Origin of the sequence: Streptomyces sp. CA-179760, from assembly GCF_050937045.1 — a bacterium.
Lineage (GTDB): Bacteria > Actinomycetota > Actinomycetes > Streptomycetales > Streptomycetaceae > Streptomyces.
This window is the reverse complement of sequence record NZ_JBNJLZ010000001.1, coordinates 5119445-5141592: the sequence shown is the minus strand read 5'-3', so window position 1 is coordinate 5141592 and position 22148 is coordinate 5119445. Positions and strand designations below refer to the sequence as shown.

Here is a 22148-nt window from a genome sequence, read left to right as displayed (position 1 = left end):
TCAGGCGTGGGCGACGGCGCCGTTCAGGGAGGTGAGCGGCTTGTCCGCCAGGCCCAGTTCGCCGGCCCGGTCGAGCAGCTGCTTGAGCTGCCCCGAGTCGGACCCGCCGGTCTTCATCAGCTTCAGCAGCAGCGCCGAGACGGTCAGGTTCTGCACGTCGGCCGTGGAGGCCGAGCCGAGGATGCGGCCCAGGTCGTCGGTGAAGCTGGAGGTGCCGTCCAGCCAGGGCCGGGCCAGTGCCTGTGCGGTCTCGGAGTGCTGGACGAAGCCGTCGATGCCCTTGCCGAGCGCGATCGAGGACATCAGCCGGTCGAAGAAGACCGAGTCGCCGCCGACGATGTTGATGTCGGCGCTCTCCAGGCCGGTGGCGAGCACCGTCGCCTGGGCCTCGGCGACCTGCCGCTGCACGTCGAGCCCGGCGAGGCGGATCTCCTTGTCCGCTTGCACGCGCAGCCGGTACTCCTCGTGGCCCCGTGAGGCGTCGTCGAGGGCGGCCATGGCGGCGGCCTTCTGGGTCAGCCCCTCGGCTTCGGCCTTGAGCTTCTCGCCGATGGCCGCGGCCTCCGCCAGGGCCTGGGCCTGCGCGCCTTCCGCCTCGGCCCGGAGTCGGGCCTCGGTGGCGGCGGCCTCCGCGCGGCCGGACTTCTCGATGACGTCGGCTTCCTTGTCCCGGACCTGGAGGGCGGCGAGCCCTTCGGCGGCCGCCTCGGCCTGGATGCCCTCGGCGAGGCGGAGCTTGGCCCGCGCGTCGAGATCGGCCGTCTTCAACCGGGCCTCGGCCAGCGTCAGTTCCTCGGAGGCGCGGTGCGTGGCGGCCTGTTCGGCGGCCTCGGCGGCCTTGATGTCCTTGACCAGCTTCTCCTGCGCCTCGGCTTCGGCCGCGATGATCACGGCCTGCCGCTGCCGCTCCGCCTCCTCCACGGCCCGCAGCTTCTTGATGGACTCCTCCTGCTCGGCGACCGTGCGGTCCACGGCGACGCGCTCGCGGATGACCTCGGCGATGTCCCGCTTCTCCGCCTCGACCTCCTTCTCGGCGGCGATCCGGGTCAGCTGCGTCTCCCTTTCCCGGCCGATGACCTCGAGGAGCCGGTCCTTCTCGATGCGCTCGCTCTCGACGGCGATGACCCGCTCACGGTTCTTCGCGGCGACGGCGATCTCGCGGGCCTGGTTCTCGCGCTGCACGCCGAGCTTCTCCTCGGTGGCCAGGAAGGCGCCCTGGGCGCGCAGCCGCTCCTCCTCCACCACCCGCGCCGTCTCGGCCTCCTCCCGGGCCCGTACGGTCGCGATCTCGCGCTTCTGCTTGGTCTCCGCGTCGGCCTGCCGGCGCTCCAGCTCCAGGATGGCCTCGCGGGCGTCGACGTTCTGCCGGGTGATCTCCTTCTCCTCGGTGCGCTGCGCCTCGTTGGTGCGCACGTGCTCCACGGCCGTCAGCTCGGTGATCTTGCGGATGCCCTGGGCGTCGAGGACGTTGGCCGGGTCGAGCTGGACGAGCGGTGTCTGCTCCAGGTAGTCGATCGCCGCGTCCTCCAGGTGGTATCCGCTGAGGTCGACGCCGATGACCTCGATGATCCGGTACCGCAGCTCCTCGCGCTTGGTGTAGAGGTCGGTGAAGTCCAGTTGCTTGCCGACGGTCTTCAGCGCCTCGGAGAACTTCGCGTGGAACAGCTCCTGCAGCGTGTCCCGGTCACTCGCCCGCGCGGTGCCGACGGCCTGCGCGACCTTGATGACGTCCTCGACGGTCTTGTTGACCTTCACGAAGAACGTGATCCGGATGTCGGCCCGGATGTTGTCCTGGCAGATCAGACCGTCCTTGCCGGTCCGTGTGATCTCGATGGCCTTCACCGAGATGTCCATCACCTCGGCCTTGTGCAGCACGGGCAGCACGACCTGCCCGGTGAAGGTCACGTCGACCTTCCGCAGCTTGGAGACGATCAGCGCCTTGCCCTGCTCCACCTTGCGGAACAGCCGGGAGACGACCAGTACGGCGAGCAGGGAGACGGCGACGAGCACGCCGGCGCCCAGGAGGATGACATTCATGGCAAACGTCCTTGAGGCGTGAAGGAGTCGAAGCGTGAAAGGGCCCGCGGCGAGTCCGGCGGGGCACTGCTCAGGCGGCGTGGTCCACGTGGTCCCGTGCCTCGCCACGTTCGGGCGGGCCGGGTTCGTCGGGGAAGAGGCGGTGCAGGGGGCGTACGAACAGGCAGGTCAGCCGCCATGCGACCGGCAGGGCCGCGAGGGGCAGGACCAGGCGCAGCAGCCCGGTGGCGGGACACGGCGGCGCGCACGCGGCCAGCAGGAGAACGCCCCCGACGCTCAGGAACCAGGCCACGGCCGTCAGCGTGGAGACGGCTACCGCGACGGGTACGCCGTCCATGCCCCAGGCACGGAGGTTCGCGTCCGCGTCGAAACTGCCGGCCGAGGTGAGGCCCGCGGCGACGAGGAGCCAGAAGCACAGCACCACGACGAGGGCGGTGGTCAGGAGGATCGTGGGCGGGCCGGTGGCTGCCGAGAGCAACGTCCGCATGCCCATCCCCCCGTCCCGTCCGCACTGCCCGTCAACCGTGCTCGGCGGCGCACTGTTCGCTGCGGGTTCCGGTGCCGGACACCTGCCGGTGTCCGGCACCGAAATCCCCCGTGGTGCCCCCGCGACCCATCGTGCATCGCCGACGCGCGACCGCGCATTGCCGGTTCCCGGCAATGTTGTCTAGGGTCTCCATGCCGGGCGGCCGCTAAGAAACCGTCAGTGGAGCATCAAGAACTCGGGGGCTACATGGCGGAGTTGGAGATTCCAGGGGAGTATCTGGCGGGTTATGCCCGGATACTGGCCGAGGTCGCGGCCACCGGCCGGCGTCTCACCCGGGAGGAACTCGCCTCCCGTCGGGCGCTCGGGGAACAGGCGGCCGACGCCGGCCACGGACTGCGGGCCCTGGTCAGCGCCCATCTGACCGCCACCCGCGCGGCCTGGCCGGCCGGCCCCGCGTCGGCCGACAGCGTCCTGGCCGCCGTGCATCAGGTGACGGACGCCTTCGCCGAGGGCTTCGAGCGGGCCCAACGCCAGGCCGTACGGCAGGAGGAGGCCGCACGCCGCGAGTTCATCGACGACCTCCTCTACGGCCGCAGCGACCTCGGGCGCCTCGCCGAACGTGCCGAACGCTTCGGTCTGCGCCTCTCGCACGCCCATGCCGTCGCCGTCGCCGAGGGCCCGACCGCCTACGAGGAGGGCGATCCCGTGCCCCGCCAGGTGGAACGCGCCCTCATCTCCCGCTTCGGCGACCGCAGCATCCTGCTCACCACCAAGGACGGCCGGCTGCTGTGCATCGCCCCCGGCCCCCAGGACGAGGTCCTCGCCCACTTCGCGAAGCAGGCCCACGCGGCCACCGACGGCGGCCGGGTCGCCATCGGCCGCCCCCAGTCCGGCCCCGGCGGGGTCGTCCACTCCTACGAGGAGGCGCTCAACGCCCTGGAACTCGCCGAGCGTCTGGAGCTGGACGACCCGGTCCTGCGCGCCGCCGACCTGCTCGTCTACCCGGTCCTCACCCGCGACCGGCAGGCCATGGCCGAACTCGTCCTCGCCGCCCTCGGCCCGCTCACCACGGCCCGCGGCGGCGCCCAGCCGCTCCTGGACACCCTCGCCGCCTACTTCGACTCCGGCTGTGTGGCCGCCGAGGCGGCCCGCCGCCTCAGCCTCAGCGTGCGGGCCCTGACCTACCGGCTGGAACGCATCCACAAGCTCACCGGCGCCAACCCGGCCGATCCGGCTCACCGTTACATGCTGCAGACGGCGGTGATCGGCGCGCGGCTGCTGGACTGGCCCGCCGAGGAGCTCTGACGCGCCCCGGCGGAGAACGTCAGGAGCGCGCGAGTGCGGCCGCTCCGAAGGACACGTCGAAGCGGTCGCACCAGATGCTCACGCTGGTGTACCGGGAGGGGTCGACGTCGGCGGGCACGGTGTAGTTCTGACTCCCCTTGTTGCCCTTGAGCTTGCCGAGGCTGACGTACGCGCCGTCGTCGAAGACATGCCAGCCGGCCCGTCCCTCCTTCACCGGCGCGTCGGTCAGCCATACGCGCAGATCCGGGCCGTTGCTGGTGTCGAGGCCCTCCAGCCGTACGACATGGGAGCCGTCGGCGAGCCGTACCAGCTTCACACTGCCCGAGGTGGCGTGCTCGTGGCTGATCAGTTCGCCGCCCGCCAGCGTCCGGGGCTGAGGGGCGGGGGACGGCGACGAGGAAGGCGCTCCGGCCGGAGGGGCTGCCGGAGCCGCAGGGGCCACGGCACCGGGCAGGGCCTCCTGCACGGTCTCGTCCTGCCACAGCTTCCACGGCTGGAACCAGTACAAGCCCAAGCCGACGCCGGTGACCGCCACCACCAGCACTCCGATGGTCAACCGCCTGCCCCGCGTCTTCCGTCCACGCCCCATGCCCGCCTCGATTCCTGAGTGCTTCCTCCGCTCTATTCAACGGGCCGCGCGGGCGGCGTGTACCCCGGCGCGGATGACGGAAGTCTTACGCCGCGGTGGCAGCCGTGAGGTCGGCCGTCCTCTCGGTAGGTGTCCGATGAACAGATCTCGGACTCCATATAACGGTCCGATTTCGCTCGCTGGCACTTTCGACTGTAACTGCGCGTCATGTGACTTGGGTCACTAAAGACATGGCAAAGGTCGTGGTAGAACTGCGCAACTCCGCAGGTGGAACCGCTCAACACCACAGCGCGGAGCGGTCGGCATGCGCAGGCAGGCACGACCCGGGTGATCACTATCCGCATCCACGGACAGCCCACCCAGCGTCGCCGATCGGACAACGGCGTTCGTTCAGAGACCGCACATCGACCGGCGGCACTTCCCCGTGCCCCGGGCTCGCACCATCGAGGTAGCCACTTTGTCACTCGACTCCGTCACCCAAAACGTCGACGAAGCCGTCAGCGATTTCTTCGAACCGATAGCCAAGTGGCTCGGAGACGTCGTCTTCTACGCGGTTCCCGTCGGCGGCACGGAACTCCCCCTCATCGTCGCCTGGCTCGTCGTCGCCGGTCTGGTCTTCACCGGCTGGTTCGGGTTTTTGCAGGTCCGTAAGTTCAGACTCGCGCTCGACGTGGTGCGCGGGAAGTACGACGAGAAGGGATCCGCCGGCGAGGTCAACCACTTCCAGGCCCTGACCGCCGCCGTCTCCGGCACGGTCGGCCTCGGCAACATCGCGGGCGTGGCCGTCGCCGTCTCCATCGGCGGCCCCGGCGCCACGTTCTGGATGATCCTGTGCGGCCTGCTCGGCATGGCCACCAAGTTCGTCGAGGTCACCCTCGGCGTGAAGTACCGCGAGGTGCACGCCGACGGGACGGTCTCCGGCGGCCCGATGCACTACCTGCCCAAGGGGCTCGCGGAGCGCTTCGGCAGCGGCGGCGCCAAGCTCGGCAAGGTGCTCGCCGTCCTCGCCTCGATCATGGTCCTCTTCTTCGGCCTGTTCGGCGGCAACCTGTTCCAGACCAACCAGAGCTACGCCCAGGTCGCCTCGACCTTCGGCGGCGAGGACGGCTTCCTGGCCTCCTCCGCCGGTGCCGTGCTCTTCGGCCTGGTCGTCGCCGCGCTGGTCGGTCTCGTGCTGCTCGGCGGCATCCGCTCCATCGCCTCGGTCACCAGCCGGCTGGTGCCCGCGATGGCCGGTATCTACATCGTGGCCTGCCTGGTCGTCATCCTGGGCAACGTCACCCATGTGCCGGACGCCTTCCAGACCATCCTGCAGGGCGCCTTCGAGGCCGACGGCGTAGCGGGCGGTGTGATCGGTGCCCTGATCATCGGCTTCCAGCGCGCCGGGTTCTCCAACGAAGCCGGTCTCGGCTCCGCCCCGATCGCCCACTCCGCGGTGAAGACCAACCACCCCGCGAGCGAGGGCCTGGTCGCCCTGCTGGAGCCGTTCATCGACACGGTCGTCATCTGCACCATGACCGCGCTGACCATCGTCATCGCCGACCCGGACAGCTGGGCCGAAGCCCGCGCCGGCGAGAGCATCGGCGGCATCACCATCACCTCCGACGCCTTCGAGACCGTGCTGCCCTGGTTCCCGGTCGTGCTCACCGTCGCGGTGCTGCTGTTCGCCTTCTCCACGATCCTGACCTGGGGCTACTACGGCCTCAAGGCCTGGTCGTACCTGTTCGGCAAGAGCAAGGCCAGCGAGACCGTCTTCAAGGTCGTCTGGAGCGTGTTCGTGGTCCTGGGCGCCCTGATGTCCCTCGACTCGCTGATCAGCCTCGCCGACTCCGCGCTCTTCCTGCTGTCGGTCTTCAACATCATCGGCCTGTACCTGCTCGCCCCGGTCGTCAAGCGCGAACTCGGCTCCTTCCTGGAGTTCGTCCGCGCCCGCAAGGCCGGTGAGATCAGCGACGACGGCGGCGACGAAGACCAGGAGTCGGTGAAGACCACCGTCTGACCGCCCCCCGGCGGCCCGGCTCCGGTACGGGCCCGTGCTCACCTCCGCGCCTTGGTGAGTACGGGCCCGTACGCCTGTGCCGCCTACGACCGGCCGGCGGGCTCCGCCCCCTCGCGCCGCCGGTCCAGGTAGCCGATGGCCGGGGTCGCCATGACCCCGTGCAGCACCACCGAGATCACCACGGTGAGGGCCACGACCGCCCACAGCTCCCGTCCCAGCCCGCCGAAGGAGTCCTGCCCCAGCGCGTAGGACAGGTAGAACAGCGAACCGATGCCCCGGATCCCGAACACGGCGACCACGGCACGCTCCTTCTTCCCCACGGCGGTCCCCGCCTGTGCGAGCCACCCGGTCAGCGGCCGTACGACCAGCAGCAAGAGGACGGCGACCACCGCGCCCATCAGCGTCAGGGCGGACAGGGCGCCGGCCACCAGATAGCCGCCGAGCAGGAACAGCAGCACGGCCGTGAGCAACCGCTCGATCTGCTCGGTGAACTCGTGCAGCACTTTGTGATAGCCGTGGCTTCGCTCGGCGGCCCGGATGACGCAGGCCGTCACGAACACGGACAAGAAGCCATAGCCGTGCAGCACCTCCGCGATGCCGTACGACACGAAGGTCGCTCCCAGCGCCACGAAGCCCTCCATGTGCTCGGACAGCCGCAGCGCCGACGCGCGCACCCGGAAGAACATCCACCCCAGCAACCAGCCGACACCACCTCCGACGGCCAGCCCCACAGCGCACTTTCCCAGCAGGTCGGTCAGCGCCCACGAACCGATCCAGTCCGCCGACCAGCCCGTCCCCGCCGCCGCTGCGAGGGCGATCGCCGCGTAGACGAACGGAAAGGCGAGTCCGTCGTTCAGCCCGGCCTCACTGGTCAGGGAGAACCGCACCTCGTCCTCGTCGCGCTCGGTACCGAGCGGCTCGCCCACGCGCACCTCACCGGCCAGCACGGGATCCGTGGGCGCGAGCACGGCCCCCAGCAGCAGAGCGGCGGCGGGCGGCCAGTCGAGCAGCCCCCAGGCCAGCAGGGCGACGACCGCCACGGTCAGCGGCATCGTGATGCCCAGCAACCGCCACGTGCTTGACCACCGACGCCATCCGAAGGGCCGGTCGATGGCGAGCCCCGCGCCCATCAGCGACACGATCACACACACCTCGGTGGTGTGCTCGACCCACAGGCGCTCATGAACGGGATCCACGGCCGGCACACCCACCGGCAGCAACTCGATCAGAACCCCCGCGGCGAGGAAGACCATGGGCAGGGACAACGGCCGCCTGGACACCACCCTGGGCAGCACAGCCGCACCCAGCGCCCCCAGGCCGAGACAGACGTAGACCACGTCCGAAAGCGTCACTGCGACCTCCTGCCCGGCATGATCACTCCAGGCCAGGTGTGTACCCCGTCCGCACCGGTGCCTCGCCCGAGGACGTCACCGAGCTCGCTGCCGGCCCGTTCATGGCGGACGAGGTGGGGGTGGGCCGACGGACCTGCTGCGGTTAGGGTGTAAAGAACGCGTCAAGCAGGGCGCGGGGTGTGCCGGGAAGTCTGGTCGGCGTCCGTAGGGCCGTGTGCCCGTTTCGCCGACACCCCGGAGGTTCGCCGCCTTGGCCGCCACCCCGCCCCGCACCCCGTTCCTCGGTCTTCCCTCCTGGCCCGAACGACAGGCAGTGGCCCGGGCCCTGCGGACCGAGACGGTGGGCGGACTCGTCCTGCTGGCCGCCGCGGTGGTCGCGCTGGTGTGGGCGAACACCCCGCTCAGCGACGCGTACACCACCCTTCGCGACTTCCACTTCGGGATACCCGCACTGGGACTGGACCTCTCGGTCGGCCACTGGACATCCGACGGCCTGTTGACCGTCTTCTTCCTGGTCGCCGGGATCGAGCTGAAGCGGGAACTGGTCGTCGGCTCACTGCGCACCCCGGCAACGGCGGCGCTGCCCGTCATCGCCGCCGTGTGCGGCATGGCCGTACCCGCCGCCTTCTACGCCGTCACGGTCACGGCCGGCGGCGGCAGCATGGACGGCTGGGCGGTGCCGATGGCCACCGACATCGCCTTCGCCCTGGCGGTCCTGGCCGTCATCTCCACCCACCTGCCGACCGCCCTGCGGGCCTTCCTGCTGACCCTCGCCGTCGTCGACGACCTCGGCGCGATCCTGATCATCGCCCTGTTCTTCACCTCGAACCTCAACTACTGGGCGCTGGCTGGGGCGTTCGCCGGGCTGGTCGTCTTCTACGTCCTGCAGCGGCAAAGGGTGCGGGGCTGGTGGTGGTACGTGCCGCTCGGGGTGGCGATCTGGGCGCTGCTCTACAACGGCGGCATCCACGCCACCGTCGCGGGAGTCGCCATGGGCCTGATCCTGCGCACGGTCCGTGACCCGGAGGAAGCGGAGTCGCCCGCAGAACGCACGGGTCATCTGCTGCACCCCCTTTCCGCCGGCGTGTGCGTGCCGCTGTTCGCGCTGTTCGCCGCCGGGGTCAGCGTCTCCGGCGACGCGCTGGGCAAGGTGTTCACCACCCCCGAACCCCTCGGCGTGATCGCCGGGCTGGTCGCGGGCAAGATCCTCGGGATCTTCGCCGGGACCTACCTCGCCGCCCGCTTCACCCGGGCGCGGCTCAATCCGGACCTGGCCTGGGCCGACGTCTTCGCCCTGGCGACCCTGGCCGGGATCGGCTTCACGGTCGCCCTGCTCATCGGCGAACTGGCCTTCCCCGGCACGGCCGTCGGCGAACACGTCAAGGCGGCCGTCCTGATCGCCTCGCTCACCGCCGCCCTGCTGGCCGCCCTGCTCCTGCGCCGCAGGAACGCCATCTACCGGCGCCTGTACGAGGAGGAGAACCTCGACGAGGACGCCGACGGCATCCCCGACATCTACCAGCGCACGGGATCCGGCAGCACATGACCCGGCCGCCGCCGCGCGGTCACCTGCTCACCGCTCGGGCGGTACCGCTGATCTGCGTTCCGGTCCTCGCCGGTCCGCCGTGAGAGTCTCTTCCCCCCACCCCGGTGAGCGAGAACGCCCCCAGTCGCATGGTTCTCCGTCCCGCCGCACACCGGGTGGTGACCACGGTGGAGGAGACAGAGGCTGAGGCCAACTCCCCGGGCATCGTCCCGGTCGGAACGGCCACGGTCGGCACCGGCCGTGCCGACAGGTACGGACGCTTCCTGCGAAGGCCGGGCAGCCGGCTCCGGACCGTACTCCCCCATCAGCGTCATGAGGACGTGGGCGGTCCGGCGGAGGTACTCGCTGAAGGAAGAAGCCCTACTCGTTGTGCAGCACCTTGGCGATAGTGAGCCGCGCTGCCGACCTTGCCGGGATCAGCGCGCCGAGGACGGCGATCGTTGCGCCCGCCAGAACGAGGGCGGCCAGCTGCGGCAGGTGCCAGACCTGCTTCATGGATTCCGGGAACGAGATCACCCCCACGTGGTCCACGACCAGCCGGTGCGCGACGATCCCCATGGGGATCCCCAGCAACCCGCCGGCCACTCCCAGAGCCGCAACCGACGACACGGTCATCACCATGACCTGCCGCGGCGTCATCCCGATTGACTTGAGCATGCCCAGGTCGCGGCGCCGCTCCCGGATGTTGAGCAGGACGGTGTTGAAGACGCCCAGCGCGGCTACGACGGACAGCAGCACGGTGAACACCGAGGCGAAGCCGACGACGGCTGTGGTGGCGGTGTTGTCCGAGTGCCTCAGGGCGGGGCGGAGGGACGGATCGGCCGCCTTGACCGCTTTGATGTATCGCTGAGCGTCGGCGTCGCGAGCGAGCCGGATCGTGTACTCGGCAGCCTGTGTTGTCGGGGCGAGGTGGGTCAGTGTCTGCCAGTTGGAGTCCACTGCCTGGGCGTTGCCTTCCATGAGCTCACCCACGATGGTGACGGGCAGTTGCCTGCCGTTCAGCTGGATGGTGACCCGGTCGCCCACCGACAACCCGTGCCGGTTGAGGAACGCCGGACCGGCGGCTGCCTCGCCGGCCTCGGTGGGCCAGTGTCCCTTGACGATCTCGGAGGCGCGGTCCTGGGTGTCCCCGCGGTAGAAGTCGGCGAATACGGTCTGTGTGTACCCGGCGAGGCTCGCCTTGCGGGAAACGGGCACTTGACCGCGGAGGAGCCCGCGTCAGAGGGGGAGGTCGTCGGGGAGCACCCGGAACGCCTTGTGGCGGCCCAACGGGCGTACGGCCCGGAAGTCTCGTCGGTCGAGGGTCAGGATCGCGTCCGTGTCGTAGTCGGCGGCAAGCGCCACGTTCACCGCGTCGGCGAGGTCGAGGTCCAGCGCGCTGTAGCGGACGCGGACGGACTGGGCGGCGCCCAGGTGGTCCTCCGTGATCTCCGGCATGACGACACGCCCCCGGGTCATCCAGCGCCGCAGGTCGTCGACCGCGCTGAGGGCAGCATCCCTGCCGAGCTCATGCGTCGCCACGTGATCCAGTTCGGCCAGCAAGAGCGGGGACATGACCAGCAGGCCGGCCGCCATGATCGCCTCGTTCGCCGCCCGGTGTTCCGGATGAGCCGAGTCCAGGGCTGCCAGAAGGCCGGACGTATCGGCGATGACGATGATCACGCGGCGGAACCGGAACCCGAGCCGGTCTCACGCCGGACGGCCTCGGTGACCGTGTCGCGGACCTCCGACTTGGACAGTGTGTGCCCAGGCCCCTCGAAGGTGCGTGAGAACAGCGGCTCGTCCCAGACCCGGTTCGCCATGGCCGCAAGGTGGATGCCCTGGCGGATGATCTCGGCCTCGCTTATACCTCGGCGCTTGGCGGCCTCCTTGATGATGGCCAGGTCCTCGGGGTCGGCGTAGACGTTGGTGCGCTTCATGGACATGTACCAAGGGTAGTCCATGTACCAGATTGATGTATTAGTGCGCCCCGGTAACCGGCTTCGAGTGCGGCCTCCACCGCCTGCTGGGTCTGGTCGTCGGGAATCTGGAAGACGCCGAATCCGAGGATCGGCATCTGTACGCCGTTGTGGAGGGACACGTGGGGGATCCGGCCGGTCATGGACCGAGCTCTTTCCGGCTGGTGGGGTCGGTCGTCGGCCGTGCGACAGCCACTGCTCAGCGGTGCCTGACACCGGCCTGGGCGGCGGGGGCGAGGGTGGGCTCGGTGACGGGGACATCGCCGAGGGCCTGGTCGACGGCGGCCAGCAGATCGTCGGACAACTCCACCCCGGAGGCGGCGGTGTTGGCGTGGACCTGCTCGGGGCGGGAGGCGCCGGTGATCGCGGATGCGACCTCGCCCCGGCGCAGCACCCAGGCCAGCGCCAGGGTGGCCATGCTCATCCCCGCCTCCTCGGCGATGGGAACCACGCGCTGCACGGCCTCCAACGTGGCGTCGCTGTAGACGAGGTCCTGCGACACCGCCATCTCCGCGCTGGCGAACCGGCTCCCTGCCGGGACGGGTTGTCCGGGCGTGTATTTGCCGGTGAGGACGCCCTGGGCGAGCGGTGACCAGACGATCTGGGAGATGCCGTTCGCGGTGCACTGGCCGAACACCTCGGCCTCGGGGGCCTGCCACAGCATGGAGTACTGCGGCTGGGAGGAGGCGAACAGGTCGGGGCCGGCGATGTCGATCGCGGCCTGGATCTGTTCGGGGGTCCACTCGCTGAAGCCGAGGTGGCGGGCCTTGCCCTGCTCGACGACCTTCTGCAGCGCCTCGATGGTGTCCTCGATCGGGACGGTGGGGTCGAAGCGGTGCGCCTGGTACAGGTCGACGTAGTCGGTCTTGAGGCGGGTGAGGGAGGCGTCTATCTGCCGGGCGATCTGCGCCGGGGACAGGCCCTGGTCGGCCGGGTCGTCCGACATGGGGAAGTAGACCTTGGTGGCCAGGATGTAGGAGTCGCGGGGGCGGGAGGAGAGGATCTCGCCCCAGGCCGTCTCGGCGGCGCCCTGGCCGTAGACGTTGGCGGTGTCGAAGAAGTTGATGCCCGCGTCGAACGCCGCCTCGGTGCAGGCACGGGTCTGGTCGGCCTCGATGCCGCCGGAGTAGGTGAGCCAGGATCCGAGGGAGATCTCCGAGACCTGAAGGTCCGAACTGCCGAGTGTGCGGTACCGCATGGTTGCTCCTCTGGGAACGGGTGTGTGCTCAGCGCCGCCTGGCCGCCGGGGCGAGAGCGGGGTTGACGAAGCTGGTGTCGGCCGGGTTGATGACCGTGCCGGGGGTGACGATCTCGTCGATGCGGTCCAGGACCGCCGGGTCCAGGATGACGTCGGCTGCGGGCAGTTGTGTCTGGAGGTGGTCCAGGGTGCGCGGGCCGATGAGGACCGAGGCGACCGAGGGATGGTTGAGCGCGAACGCGATGGCCATCTCTATCAGCGTCATTCCGTTGTCCTCGGCCAGGTGGGCGAGGGCTTCGGCCGCCTCGAGCTTGCGCTGGTTGACCGGCAGGGACATGTCGAAGCGGTCGGCGAGGCGCTGCCGGGCCGGGGAGGGGGTGGGCAGCTCGGTGTCCTGGCGCCAGCGTCCCGAGAGCCAGCCGCCGGCGAGGGGGCTGTAGGTGATCACACCCATGCCGTGGCGGGCCGCGGTGGGCAGCACGTCGGCCTCGATGCCACGCACGAGCATGGAGTACGGCGCCTGCTCGCAGACGAACCGCTCCAGGCGCCGGTCGTGAGCGGCCCACTGGGCTTCGACGATCTGGCTGCCGGGGAAGGTGGACGAGCCCAGGTAGCGGACCTTGCCCTGGCGCACCAGGTCCGTCAGGGCGCTGAGGGTTTCCTCGATGCCGGTGTCGGGCGAGGGACGGTGCACCTGGTAGAGGTCGATGTAGTCGGTTCCCAGCCGGCGCAGCGAGTCCTCCACGGCGCGCATGATCCAGCGCCGGGAGTTGCCGCGCTGGTTGAGGTCCTCGCCCATCGGGTTGTGGAACTTGGTGGCCAGCACCACGTGGTCCCGGCGGTCCTTGATCGCGCGGCCGACTATCTCTTCGGACTCGCCGCCCGAGTAGACATCGGCGGTGTCGATGAAGTTGACGCCGGCGTCCAGCGCGCGGTGGATGATCCGGGTGGCTTCGTCGTGGTCGGGGTTGCCCCAGGGGCCGAACATCATCGCGCCGAGGCACATCTCGCTGACGGACAGGCCGGTGCGGCCGAGCAGACGGTGTTCCACGAGGTCTCCAAGGGTCGTGTACGGAGAGGTGTCCAGGGGTGTCGGACGGGGATGTCGGGCAGGGGTGTCGGGCGGGGAGCGCCCGGTCTCCCCGCCCGGTGTCAGTGCTGCGCTGACTCCGTCTTGTGACGGGGGGCGGCCAACAGGCCGAGGGGAAGCAGGGCCGCGAGGGCGAGGGCGCAGCCGGCCAGGGACGGGCCCTTGAGGCCCAGGGCGGAGGTGAGGGCGAGGCCGCCGAGCCAGGAGCCGACGGCGATGCCGACCTGGAACGCCGAAGTGGCCAGGGCCATGGGCAGGGCGCGGCCGGAACCGGCGATGCGGACGACTTCGCCGACCAGGATCGGGTTGGTCGCGATGCCGGCGGCGCCGAGCAGCACCACCAGGGCCACCGCCGCGACGCTGTTGGTCGCCCACAGGGTGATGGCGGCCAGGAGCGCGGCGGTGACCGCGGCGGCCGGGATCAGCGTGCCGTAGGGCCGGCGGTCGCCGAGGCGTCCGCCGAGGGAGGTGCCGGCCAGAGCGCCGACGCCGTAGCCGAGCATCGCCAGCGGCACCACCGCCGCCGCGAGGTGGGCCCGCTCGGTCAGCAGCGGGGCGACGTAGCTGTAGGCGGCCATCATGCCGCCCTGGACGAACGCGATGGCCAGGTAGACCAGCCACAGGCGCGGGTGCCTGAGCGAACTCAGTTCGCCGCGCACGGAGCTGTCGCCACCGCCGCTGTCGGCGGGCAGCCGACGGGCGATCACCGCGGCGGCGGCCAGGGCGAGCACAGCGAGAACCCAGAAGGGGCCCTGCCAGCCGCCCAGTTGGCCGGCCGCCGTGCCGAGCGGGACGCCGACGATGTTGGCGAGCGTCACGCCCCCGACCATCACACCCATGGCGCGGGTACTGGCCGCAGGTCCGGCGGCGGCGGTGGCGACCACCGCGCCCACGGCCCAGAACGTGCCGTTGCCCAGCGCCGCGGCGAACCGGCCCACCAGCGCGAGCGGCAGACTGGAGCTGAGTGCGCCGACCACGTGACCGGCCGCGAAGACGAGCAGCGCGGCGATCATCGCGGAGCGGCGCGGCAGCCGCAGGGTCGCCATGGACATCGCGGGCGCGCCGACCATCATGCCGACCGCGAAGACGGTGATCAGCAGGCCGGCACTGGACACGCTCACATCGAGGGCGCCGGAGATCTCCGGCAGCAGCCCGGCGACGATCAGCTCGCTGGTGCCCATGATGAAGGCGACGGCACCCAGCAGCCACACCACCGGCGGCAGCTTGGCCTTCCCGGCAGGCACCTCCGCACCGCCGTCGCATGCGAGGGGTGCGGCGGCCGAGGTATCCGGCTCTGTGGATGAAGGGGAACTCACTGACAGACCTTTCAAAGGGGGACGGCGCGGGCCCGGTCATCGAAGGCGTTCCGGCAAGCGGCTACGCCTGTGCGCCGAGGGGGTGTGCGAGCGAAAGCCCTTCAGGGCCCGCCGCACTCCACGAAACCAGCAGCCGCGCCCCGCAGACAGGCACGCTTGTGAGGGGTAACGGCAGGGACCCCCTGATGGCGAAGACGTGTGTGAGCCCTGCGCGAGAAGGGGCACCGAGGCCGGACGGGCCTGAGCGGATGTGTCCGGTACCGGCGCCCGCCGGGCTCGGCGTCAGCGTTCGGGGTCGGCCTGTGAGGCGGCCGCGCCCTGATCTTGGCTCGCCGCCCAGCCGGCGAGCAGCTTCAGGGCGTCCGCGGCCGGGGTGTCGGGATCGGCGCTGTAGACGATGAGGGACAGCCCCTCGTCGCCGGGCAGAGACAGCGTCTCGTGGACCAGCTTCATCTCGCCCACCGCCGGATGGTGGAACCGCTTGGTCCCCTCGGTGAAGACGTGCACGTCGTGTGTGCCCCACATGGTGCGAAAGGCGTCACTACGGGTGGACAGCTCACCGATCAGGTGGTGCAGCTCACGGTCGTAGGGGTTCTTGGCGACCTCCACGCGCAGCACGCCCACGCCTTCGCGGGCCACACGCTCCCAGTCGGGATACAGGCGCGTGGCCCGCGGGTCGAGGAAGACGAACCGGCAGGTGTTGACCGGCTCCAGCTCGAACACCTCGCTGTGCAGGGCGCGGGCGAGCGGATTGGCCGCCAGGATGTCCATGCGGTTGTTGCGCACGTACGCCGGCTGGTCCTGCAGGCCCTCGATGATGCGCAGCACACTCGGCCGCACGGTCGTCTTCTTCGGGCGGCGCCGAACCCGCGCCGGGCTGGTGCCGGCCGCCCGGGACAGGGCGTAGAGGTGGTCCCGCTCGGTGTCGTCCAGGCGCAGGGCCTGGGCAAGGGCGTCCAGAACGCTGTCGGAGACCCCGCCGAGACTGCCGCGCTCCAGACGCGTGTAGTACTCGACGCTCACCCCGGCCAGCATCGCCACCTCACCGCGGCGCAGCCCGGGCACCCGCCGCTGCCCGTACACCGGCAGTCCCGCCCGCTCCGGCGTGATCTTGGCGCGGCGGGACTTGAGGAATGCGCTCACTTCGGCCCGATTGTCCATGGATCCCAGCGTAGGAAGGTGAGGCGATCAGTGGCGGTCCCTGTCAGTACCCCTCACAGCAACAGACCCCCAGGACCGGGCGGAGCGGATCTCCCACCGATCGCCCCACCCCGCGCATCCAGGCCGAGGGGTGACGCCACAGCAGCGAGTCAGACACGGTCCTGCTCACGCATCCGCACCTTGCACTCATCGAATATTGGTGGTGACTGTGCAGCTGGTTCATGGAAGGCGCGTCACGATCCGCAGGCTTGAAGCGGCGCCGGCAGCGGGCCGCACCGCGACCGGGACTTCGAGCACATCGCCGCCGTCACCGGCCAGGTGCTCCAGTGGTGTGTCGTCCGGTCATGTACGCGGGGCAGGCCAGGAGTTGAGGGGGAGCGGGCCGCGGTCGATGACGGTGCGGATGCAGAAGGTGCTGCGGGCGTCGCGAACGGGGCCGATGGTGAGGATCTGGTCGGTGAGCACCTTTTCGAAGGTGCGCAGGTCCGGCACGGCGAGCTCGACGAAGAAGTCGGCGTCGCCGGAGACCACATGGCAGGCGACCACGTGGTCGATCGCCTTCAGCGCTTCTTCGACCACCTGGGAGGTGGTGCGGGAGTGCTCGACCTTGAGGGAGAGGAACACCGTCAGCCCGAGGCCGAGGCGCTCGCGGTCCAGATCGGCCCGGTAGCCGGCCAGGACCCCGTCCTCCTCCAGCGCCTTGGTGCGGCGCAGGCAGGACGAGGGTGACAGGCGTACGGCCTCGGCGAGGTCGACGTTGGGGGTGCGTCCGTGGCGCTGGAGGTGGTCCAGGATCGCCCGGTCGATGCGGTCGTACAGGGGGCGTGGCATGAAATGCAGCGTAGTGGCCGGATTGGCGAACAATCCTGCGCTGCGGCGCCGCAGCTGCGCTCGCTACGCCATCGTATGCCGCTCTTCTCGGCGCATTCTGGTCACGCGCCCCGGCCGGTACCCCGGCCCCGGCGCCTCTGTACCCCCCTCTCACCGTCATCGGACTGCCTCATGCACCTCTTCCCTCTGGAACCCGACCGCGCCTCGATGACCGAAATGGGCCGTCTCGTCCTGGACCGTGTCGTCGATCGCACCGAGAACCTCGCGGCACGCCCCGCGAGCAGCCCCCTGTCCCCGCGGGCCGAATCCGAGCTCGTGGAGTCCTTCCTGGCGCCGCCGCCCGCCCGGGGCGGTGATCTGAAGGCTCTGCTCGCGCGTCTGGACGAGGCCGCCGACTGCGCTCTGGAGACCGCCGGGCCCGGCCACCTCGCATACATCCCGGGCAGCGGTCTGTACTCGGCCGCGCTCGCCGAGTTCTACAACCGCGCCGTCAACCGCTACGGCGGCCTGGCCTCGGTCGCCCCGGCCTTCGCCGCTCTGGAGGAGAGTGTGATCCGCTGGATGGCCCGCGATGTGTGCGGCCTCCCGGGGGCAGCGGCGGCCTGTTGACCAGCGGCGGCTCGATGGCCACCTTCTCCGCGACGGTCGCCGCCCGCCACGACCGGCTCGGCGAGGATCTCGCCGGCGGCACCGTCTACACCACCGCCTTCGCCCACCACTCCGTCGCCAAGGCCGCCCGCCTGGCCGGCATCCGCGCGGCTCACATACGTACCGTGCCGCATACCCCTGACCTGCGGATGGACCCCGGCGCCGCAGCCGCGATGATCCGCGCCGACCGGGACGCCGGGCTGCGGCCGTTCCTGCTGGTGGCCACCGCAGGCACCACCGACACCGGCACCGTCGACCCGCTGCCCCAGCTGGCCGACCTGGCCCGCCGCGAGGACGTGTGGTTCCACGTCGACGCGGCCTACGGAGGCTTCTTCCGGCTCACCGCACGCGGCGGGGAACGCCTCGCCGGTATGGAGGAGGCCGACTCGATCACCCTCGACCCGCACAAGACCCTGTTCATGCCGTTCGGCACCGGTGCCCTGGTCGTCCGCGACCTCGCCGCCCTGCACGCCGCGCACGACGGCACCGGCAGCTACCTCCAGGACATGGGGGCGGCGGGGAGCGTCCCGGACTCCGGTCACCTCGGGCCCGAGCTGACCCACGAGATCCGCGGTGTGCGGGCCTGGCTTCCCCTGCACCTGCACGGGGTGGACGCCTTCCGCGAGGCTCTGGACGAGAAGCTCGACCTGGCCGAACACGTCCACGGCACGCTGTCCGGCGTCGCGGAGCTGGAGGTCCCGCAGCGCCCGGACCTGTCCACCGTGGTCTTCCGCGTCCGCCCCGCCGAGGGCAGCCGGGCCGCGGCCGAGCGGGCCGATGAGGCGAGTCGCCGGCTGCTGGAGCGGATCAACGGCCACCGGCGGATCGTGCTCTCCAGCACGGTCGTCGACGGCCGCTACACCCTGCGCGTCTGCGTGGTCTCCCACCGCACCCACCACGACCGTGTCGCCGAGGCGCTGAAGATCATCACTGCCGAAGCCGGGAACGTCCTCGCCGGGTAGCCGGGGACGGCCCTGGACCCGGGTGGTGTCCACCTGAGGGACGCCTCCGTCGAATCACTCACACCAGGAGGACTTCATGACCAACCATTCCGAATCCCTTCCCGCCGGGGGAACAGCCCTCGTGACCGGTGCCTCCTCGGGTATCGGTGCGGCCTACGCACGCCGGCTCGCCGCGGACGGTCACGACCTGGTGCTGGTGGCGCGTCGCGCGGAGCGTCTGCGCGCACTCGCCGCGGAGCTGACCGGGCGGCACGACGTACGAGCGGAAAGCGTCGTCGCCGATCTGGGCGATGCCGACGACCTGGACCTGGTCGCCCGGCGAACCGCCGAGGACGACGTCGGGCTGCTGGTGAACAACGCGGGCATCAACGGCTACGGCCCCTTCGCCGAGACCGATACAGCACTGCTGGAGAAGGTGATGGCCGTGAACGTGGTGGCGCTCACCCGGCTCGCTCGCGCAGCCGTGCCGGGCATGCTGGCACGCGGCCGCGGCGCCGTGGTGAATGTGGCTTCCACCCTCGCCTTCGCCGGTTCGCTTCCGCCGGGCCCGCTGCCGGTGCGAGCGGTCTACGGAGGGACCAAGGGGTACGTGGTCACCTTCAGCCGAACCCTCGCCGCGGAGCTGGACGGTGCGCCGGTTCGTGTCCAGGTGCTGTGCCCGGGGCTGACGGCAACCGAGTTCCATCTCGCTCAGGGCCAGGATCCGGTGGCCGGTGATGTGGCACGAGTGCACGACGACGGAGGCATGCCCGTCGAGGACGTGGTGACCGCTTCGCTGCGAGCTTTGGAGACCGGCGAGGTCGTGTGCGTACCCGGACTGGTCGACGGCGAGGCGGTGGATCGCGTCGCCGCGGCGGAATTCGGGCTCCGCTCCTCGTCCACCAGCACACTCGCCCCGCGATACCGGAACCCCGCCCCATGAGTCCCCGGCCGCTCTGAAACGAGGCGCCGCCGGACCGGCTCGTGCTCGTCGGCGGCCAGGACTCGGCACTTCCCCGGCGGGCACACGGACCGGCCACGCACCCCGCCGGGTTCGGCGTTCAACCGCCCGGCGTCTGCCCCCGGCGCGGTGTCTGAGGTGACTTCGCGGCCTCGGCCTCGGCCTTGGCGTCGTTCACCGCGGCGGCGGCCTGCCTCCCCGCCTCGTCAGCGGCCGCGGCGGCATCGAGCGAAACCGAAACCCCCGGGCCCGTGCCCAGCTCCGGAGTCCGGCTCTCGTACGACGTGTCGCCAGGTTCGGCCGTGGCTGCCTCCCCAAGGTGCTCGGGGTGCTCGGATCGAGGCGGGCCCGCTGTCGACTGGTCGCCGAACGCGGTGGTGACCGTCCGGATCGCCTCGGTCAGCTCCCCGGGGATCACCCAGAAGGTGTTGTTGTCGCTGTTCGCCAGGTGCGGGAGCGTCTCCAGGTACTTGTAGGCCAGGATCTTCGCGTCGGCGTTGTTGCGGTGGACGGCCTGGAAGACGAGCTCCACCGCCTTCGCCTCACCGTCCGCCCGAAGGATCATGGCCTGTTGCGTGCCCTGCGCCTCCAGGATGTCCTTCTGCTTGGTGCCTTCCGCGGTGAGGATCTTGGCTTGCCGCTCCCCCTCGGCGTGCAGGATGGCCGCGCGCTTGTCACGCTCGGCCCGCATCTGCTTCTCCATCGCCTCCTTGATGGTGTGCGGTGGATCGATGGCCTTGATCTCGACCCGGTTGACCCGGATGCCCCACTTGCCGGTGGCGTCGTCGAGGACGGCGCGCAGCCGGGAGTTGATCTCCTCGCGCGACGTGAGCGTCTCCTCCAGGTCCATGCTGCCGATGACGTTCCGCAGCGTGGTCACGGTGAGCTGATCGATCGCCTGCAGGTAGTCGGCGACCTCGTAGGCCGCCGCCCTCGGGTCGGTGATCTGGTAGTAGAGCACGGTGTCGATGTTCACCACGAGGTTGTCCTCGGTGATCACCGGCCTGGGGTCGGACGAGTAGACCTGCTCGCGCACGTCGAGTTTGGTGTTGATGCGGTCCGCCACCGGCACGACCAGGTTCAGCCCGGGCTGCAGCGTCCGGCGGTACCGGCCGAACCGCTCGACGTTGTAGCGGCGCGCCTGGGGGACGATCCGCACGCTGGAGGCCACGAGGAAGACGACGACGAGGACCGTCACAAGAAGGGGGATGACAACTGGATCCACAGTGCCTCCGTTGCTGGGTGTTCAGCCGTTCACGGAAGGAGTTCGCGGGGGTAGACGACGGCCGTGGCGCCTTCGATCTCCATGACGTCCACCAGCGCTCCCACCGGGATCACCAGGCTTTCGTCGAAGGCGCGGGCGGACCACTCCTCGCCGGAGAGTTTGATCAGACCGCGGGTCGCGGTGACCTCCTGCATGACCTCGGCCCGCTTGCCGATCAGCGCATCGCTGCCGTCGCGGATGAGGGGCTGCTGTGCCATCTGCCGCAGCACGACGGGACGGACGAGGACCAGGCCCGCTGCCGCTGCTGCCACCAGGGCCAGGAGCTGGCCGAGCAGGCCGATGCCCACACCGGCGACCACGGCGGCGACCAACGCGGCACCCGCGAGCAACCCGAAGACCAGGGTCAGGGTGAAGAACTCCGCGGCACCCAGTGCCGCGGCGGCGAGCAGCCATACGAACCACGGCATCGGATCGCCCTCCTTCACGGGCCCTCTCCACCAAGCTACCGCCCGGACACGCCGGGCAGAACAGACACGGCAGCCGCGGTTCCTCGCCGCCCGAATTCCGGTGAAGGCCACGATCTGCCCAGCAGCAGGTGGCCGGCGGTGTCGCCCTCAAGCGCTGCACTCCTTACGTCCGCCAGGGCCGGCCCGCCGTCAACGGTGCTCGGGGTTGTCCGCACCCGGGTGGCAGCCGGCGTCCCACTGCGAGCGCTGGTTGCCGTGAGCGGGGACGCCTCCGGCGCGCTTCAGCAGGGCGGCGAGGTGCATCAGGTTCCAGGTCATGAAGCTGGTGTTGCGGTTGGTGAAGTCGTTCTCCGGGCCGCCCGATCCCGGGTCGAGGTACGACGGGCCGGGGCCGGCCGTGCCGATCCAGCCGGCGTCGGCCTGCGGCGGGATCGTGTAGCCGAGGTGCTGGAGGCTGTACAGGACGTTCATCGCGCAGTGCTTCACGCCGTCCTCGTTGCCGGTGATCAGACAGCCGCCGACGCGGCCGTAGTAGGCGTACTGCCCCTGTGCGTTGAGGAGGCTGGAACAGGCGTAGAGGCGCTCGATCACCTTCTTCGTCACGGAGCTGTTGTCGCCGAGCCAGATCGGCCCCGCGATGACCAGGATGTCCGCGGCCATCACCCGCTCGTACAGTGCGGGCCACTCGTCGGTGACGAAGCCGTGTTCGGTCATGTCCGGTTGGACGCCGGGTGCGATGTCGTGGTCGACGGCGCGGATCTCGGATGTGGTGACCCCGCGCGACATCATGATCGCCGCGCTCTTGTCGATCAGGCCCTGGGTGTGGCTGAGCTGCGAGGAGGGCTTGAGGGTGCAGTTGATGTAGAGGGCGGTCAGGTCGTCGAAGCGGTACGGGGCCTCGGTGCCGGCTTCGGTGGCGGCATCGGGGGACGGTGAGGCTGTCATGGGGGCAGCGTCTCGCGTGGATTCCGTTTTGTCCTGGTCCGACGCACGTCCGCACGCCTTACGGAGTCATGACGTACGGGCGCGCTCCCCTG

21 protein-coding genes and 1 pseudogene are annotated in these 22148 nt (G+C 70.4%); 6 read left to right on the top strand and 16 right to left on the bottom strand.

The features are described from left to right. On the bottom strand, window positions 1-2037 hold the full coding sequence (locus tag ACQEV8_RS23240) for a flotillin family protein (RefSeq protein ID WP_432963236.1): 2037 nt from the start codon (window positions 2035-2037) through the stop codon (window positions 1-3). A gap of 70 nt (window positions 2038-2107) precedes the next feature. Next, the gene (locus tag ACQEV8_RS23235; protein WP_432963233.1) at window positions 2108-2524 is read right to left on the bottom strand and encodes a hypothetical protein; all 417 of its coding nucleotides are present in this window, start codon (window positions 2522-2524) and stop codon (window positions 2108-2110) included. Window positions 2525-2770: 246 nt separating this feature from the next. Between ACQEV8_RS23235 and ACQEV8_RS23230 the strand changes: the two genes are divergently transcribed. Next, window positions 2771-3829: a PucR family transcriptional regulator gene (locus tag ACQEV8_RS23230; RefSeq protein WP_432972921.1), complete on the top strand. Its 1059-nt coding sequence runs from the start codon at window positions 2771-2773 to the stop codon at window positions 3827-3829. Window positions 3830-3848: 19 nt separating this feature from the next. Here ACQEV8_RS23230 and ACQEV8_RS23225 read toward each other — a convergent pair whose 3' ends face one another. Continuing rightward, window positions 3849-4418 (bottom strand): DM13 domain-containing protein, encoded by a 570-nt coding sequence (locus ACQEV8_RS23225; protein ID WP_432963230.1) that lies wholly within the window; start codon window positions 4416-4418, stop codon window positions 3849-3851. A gap of 457 nt (window positions 4419-4875) precedes the next feature. Here ACQEV8_RS23225 and ACQEV8_RS23220 point away from each other — a divergent pair, with 457 nt between their 5' ends. Further along, entirely contained in the window at window positions 4876-6417 is a 1542-nt protein-coding gene (locus ACQEV8_RS23220) for an alanine/glycine:cation symporter family protein (RefSeq protein WP_432963227.1), read from the top strand. An 83-nt stretch (window positions 6418-6500) separates the two neighbouring features. Here ACQEV8_RS23220 and ACQEV8_RS23215 read toward each other — a convergent pair whose 3' ends face one another. Then, entirely contained in the window at window positions 6501-7769 is a 1269-nt protein-coding gene (locus ACQEV8_RS23215; RefSeq protein WP_432963224.1) for a cation:proton antiporter, read from the bottom strand. Between the two features lie 250 nt (window positions 7770-8019). On the opposite strand from ACQEV8_RS23215, the gene nhaA reads away from it, so the two are divergent. Beyond that, on the top strand, window positions 8020-9315 hold the full coding sequence (gene nhaA, locus ACQEV8_RS23210; protein WP_432963221.1) for a Na+/H+ antiporter NhaA: 1296 nt from the start codon (window positions 8020-8022) through the stop codon (window positions 9313-9315). 360 nt (window positions 9316-9675) lie between these two features. Here nhaA and ACQEV8_RS23205 read toward each other — a convergent pair whose 3' ends face one another. From ACQEV8_RS23205 to ACQEV8_RS23165, 9 genes and pseudogenes are all read right to left on the bottom strand, one after another. Then, entirely contained in the window at window positions 9676-10512 is an 837-nt protein-coding gene (locus ACQEV8_RS23205; RefSeq protein WP_432963218.1) for an ABC transporter permease, read from the bottom strand. Between the two features lie 21 nt (window positions 10513-10533). Continuing rightward, complete coding sequence (locus ACQEV8_RS23200) at window positions 10534-10977, bottom strand: PIN domain-containing protein (protein ID WP_432963215.1); 444 nt, start codon at window positions 10975-10977, stop codon at window positions 10534-10536. Continuing rightward, on the bottom strand, window positions 10974-11240 hold the full coding sequence (locus ACQEV8_RS23195) for a CopG family transcriptional regulator (RefSeq protein ID WP_432963212.1): 267 nt from the start codon (window positions 11238-11240) through the stop codon (window positions 10974-10976). Before ACQEV8_RS23195 ends, ACQEV8_RS23200 begins: the two co-directional genes overlap by 4 nt. 44 nt (window positions 11241-11284) lie before the next feature. Continuing rightward, a pseudogene (locus ACQEV8_RS23190) lies at window positions 11285-11416 on the bottom strand (aldo/keto reductase); the annotation flags it as partial. Between the two features lie 56 nt (window positions 11417-11472). Further along, a complete protein-coding gene (locus ACQEV8_RS23185; protein ID WP_432963209.1) occupies window positions 11473-12471 on the bottom strand; it encodes an aldo/keto reductase family protein in 999 nt (332 codons plus the stop codon). A gap of 28 nt (window positions 12472-12499) precedes the next feature. Then, the gene (locus ACQEV8_RS23180; RefSeq protein WP_432963206.1) at window positions 12500-13522 is read right to left on the bottom strand and encodes an aldo/keto reductase; all 1023 of its coding nucleotides are present in this window, start codon (window positions 13520-13522) and stop codon (window positions 12500-12502) included. Window positions 13523-13623: 101 nt separating this feature from the next. Continuing rightward, a complete protein-coding gene (locus tag ACQEV8_RS23175; RefSeq protein ID WP_432963203.1) occupies window positions 13624-14805 on the bottom strand; it encodes an MFS transporter in 1182 nt (393 codons plus the stop codon). Between the two features lie 354 nt (window positions 14806-15159). After that, window positions 15160-16038: a helix-turn-helix transcriptional regulator gene (locus ACQEV8_RS23170; protein ID WP_432963200.1), complete on the bottom strand. Its 879-nt coding sequence runs from the start codon at window positions 16036-16038 to the stop codon at window positions 15160-15162. A gap of 342 nt (window positions 16039-16380) precedes the next feature. Further along, window positions 16381-16869 (bottom strand): Lrp/AsnC family transcriptional regulator, encoded by a 489-nt coding sequence (locus ACQEV8_RS23165; RefSeq protein WP_432963197.1) that lies wholly within the window; start codon window positions 16867-16869, stop codon window positions 16381-16383. 171 nt (window positions 16870-17040) lie between these two features. On the opposite strand from ACQEV8_RS23165, the gene ACQEV8_RS23160 reads away from it, so the two are divergent. The 3 genes from ACQEV8_RS23160 to ACQEV8_RS23150 all read left to right on the top strand — a co-directional run bounded on the left by ACQEV8_RS23160 (window position 17041) and on the right by ACQEV8_RS23150 (window position 19401). Further along, window positions 17041-17478 carry a hypothetical protein gene (locus ACQEV8_RS23160; protein WP_432963194.1) on the top strand — a complete coding sequence of 146 codons (438 nt, stop codon included), beginning with the start codon at window positions 17041-17043 and terminating at the stop codon, window positions 17476-17478. Window positions 17479-17492: 14 nt separating this feature from the next. Beyond that, complete coding sequence (locus ACQEV8_RS23155; protein WP_432963191.1) at window positions 17493-18479, top strand: pyridoxal phosphate-dependent decarboxylase family protein; 987 nt, start codon at window positions 17493-17495, stop codon at window positions 18477-18479. Between the two features lie 76 nt (window positions 18480-18555). After that, window positions 18556-19401, top strand: coding sequence for an SDR family NAD(P)-dependent oxidoreductase (locus tag ACQEV8_RS23150; RefSeq protein ID WP_432963188.1), 846 nt, complete (start codon window positions 18556-18558; stop codon window positions 19399-19401). A gap of 118 nt (window positions 19402-19519) precedes the next feature. On the opposite strand, the gene ACQEV8_RS23145 is transcribed toward ACQEV8_RS23150, so the two are convergent. The 3 genes from ACQEV8_RS23145 to ACQEV8_RS23135 all read right to left on the bottom strand — a co-directional run bounded on the left by ACQEV8_RS23145 (window position 19520) and on the right by ACQEV8_RS23135 (window position 22056). Then, entirely contained in the window at window positions 19520-20644 is a 1125-nt protein-coding gene (locus ACQEV8_RS23145) for an SPFH domain-containing protein (RefSeq protein WP_432963185.1), read from the bottom strand. 29 nt (window positions 20645-20673) lie between these two features. Next, on the bottom strand, window positions 20674-21111 hold the full coding sequence (locus ACQEV8_RS23140) for an NfeD family protein (RefSeq protein WP_432963182.1): 438 nt from the start codon (window positions 21109-21111) through the stop codon (window positions 20674-20676). 189 nt (window positions 21112-21300) lie between these two features. Then, entirely contained in the window at window positions 21301-22056 is a 756-nt protein-coding gene (locus tag ACQEV8_RS23135; RefSeq protein WP_432963179.1) for a flavodoxin family protein, read from the bottom strand. Window positions 22057-22148 lie beyond the last annotated feature (92 nt).

Coding starts and splice junctions, on each gene's coding strand:
- ACQEV8_RS23165 (WP_432963197.1), bottom strand. CDS start 16,869: ATGCCACGCCCCCTGTACGACCGCATCGACCGGGCGATCCTGGACCAC.
- ACQEV8_RS23240 (WP_432963236.1), bottom strand. CDS start 2,037: ATGAATGTCATCCTCCTGGGCGCCGGCGTGCTCGTCGCCGTCTCCCTG.
- ACQEV8_RS23195 (WP_432963212.1), bottom strand. CDS start 11,240: ATGTCCATGAAGCGCACCAACGTCTACGCCGACCCCGAGGACCTGGCC.
- ACQEV8_RS23155 (WP_432963191.1), top strand. CDS start 17,493: ATGGCCACCTTCTCCGCGACGGTCGCCGCCCGCCACGACCGGCTCGGC.
- ACQEV8_RS23140 (WP_432963182.1), bottom strand. CDS start 21,111: ATGCCGTGGTTCGTATGGCTGCTCGCCGCCGCGGCACTGGGTGCCGCG.
- ACQEV8_RS23230 (WP_432972921.1), top strand. CDS start 2,771: ATGGCGGAGTTGGAGATTCCAGGGGAGTATCTGGCGGGTTATGCCCGG.
- ACQEV8_RS23135 (WP_432963179.1), bottom strand. CDS start 22,056: ATGACAGCCTCACCGTCCCCCGATGCCGCCACCGAAGCCGGCACCGAG.
- ACQEV8_RS23225 (WP_432963230.1), bottom strand. CDS start 4,418: ATGGGGCGTGGACGGAAGACGCGGGGCAGGCGGTTGACCATCGGAGTG.
- ACQEV8_RS23185 (WP_432963209.1), bottom strand. CDS start 12,471: ATGCGGTACCGCACACTCGGCAGTTCGGACCTTCAGGTCTCGGAGATC.
- ACQEV8_RS23235 (WP_432963233.1), bottom strand. CDS start 2,524: ATGCGGACGTTGCTCTCGGCAGCCACCGGCCCGCCCACGATCCTCCTG.
- ACQEV8_RS23150 (WP_432963188.1), top strand. CDS start 18,556: ATGACCAACCATTCCGAATCCCTTCCCGCCGGGGGAACAGCCCTCGTG.
- ACQEV8_RS23160 (WP_432963194.1), top strand. CDS start 17,041: ATGCACCTCTTCCCTCTGGAACCCGACCGCGCCTCGATGACCGAAATG.
- ACQEV8_RS23170 (WP_432963200.1), bottom strand. CDS start 16,038: ATGGACAATCGGGCCGAAGTGAGCGCATTCCTCAAGTCCCGCCGCGCC.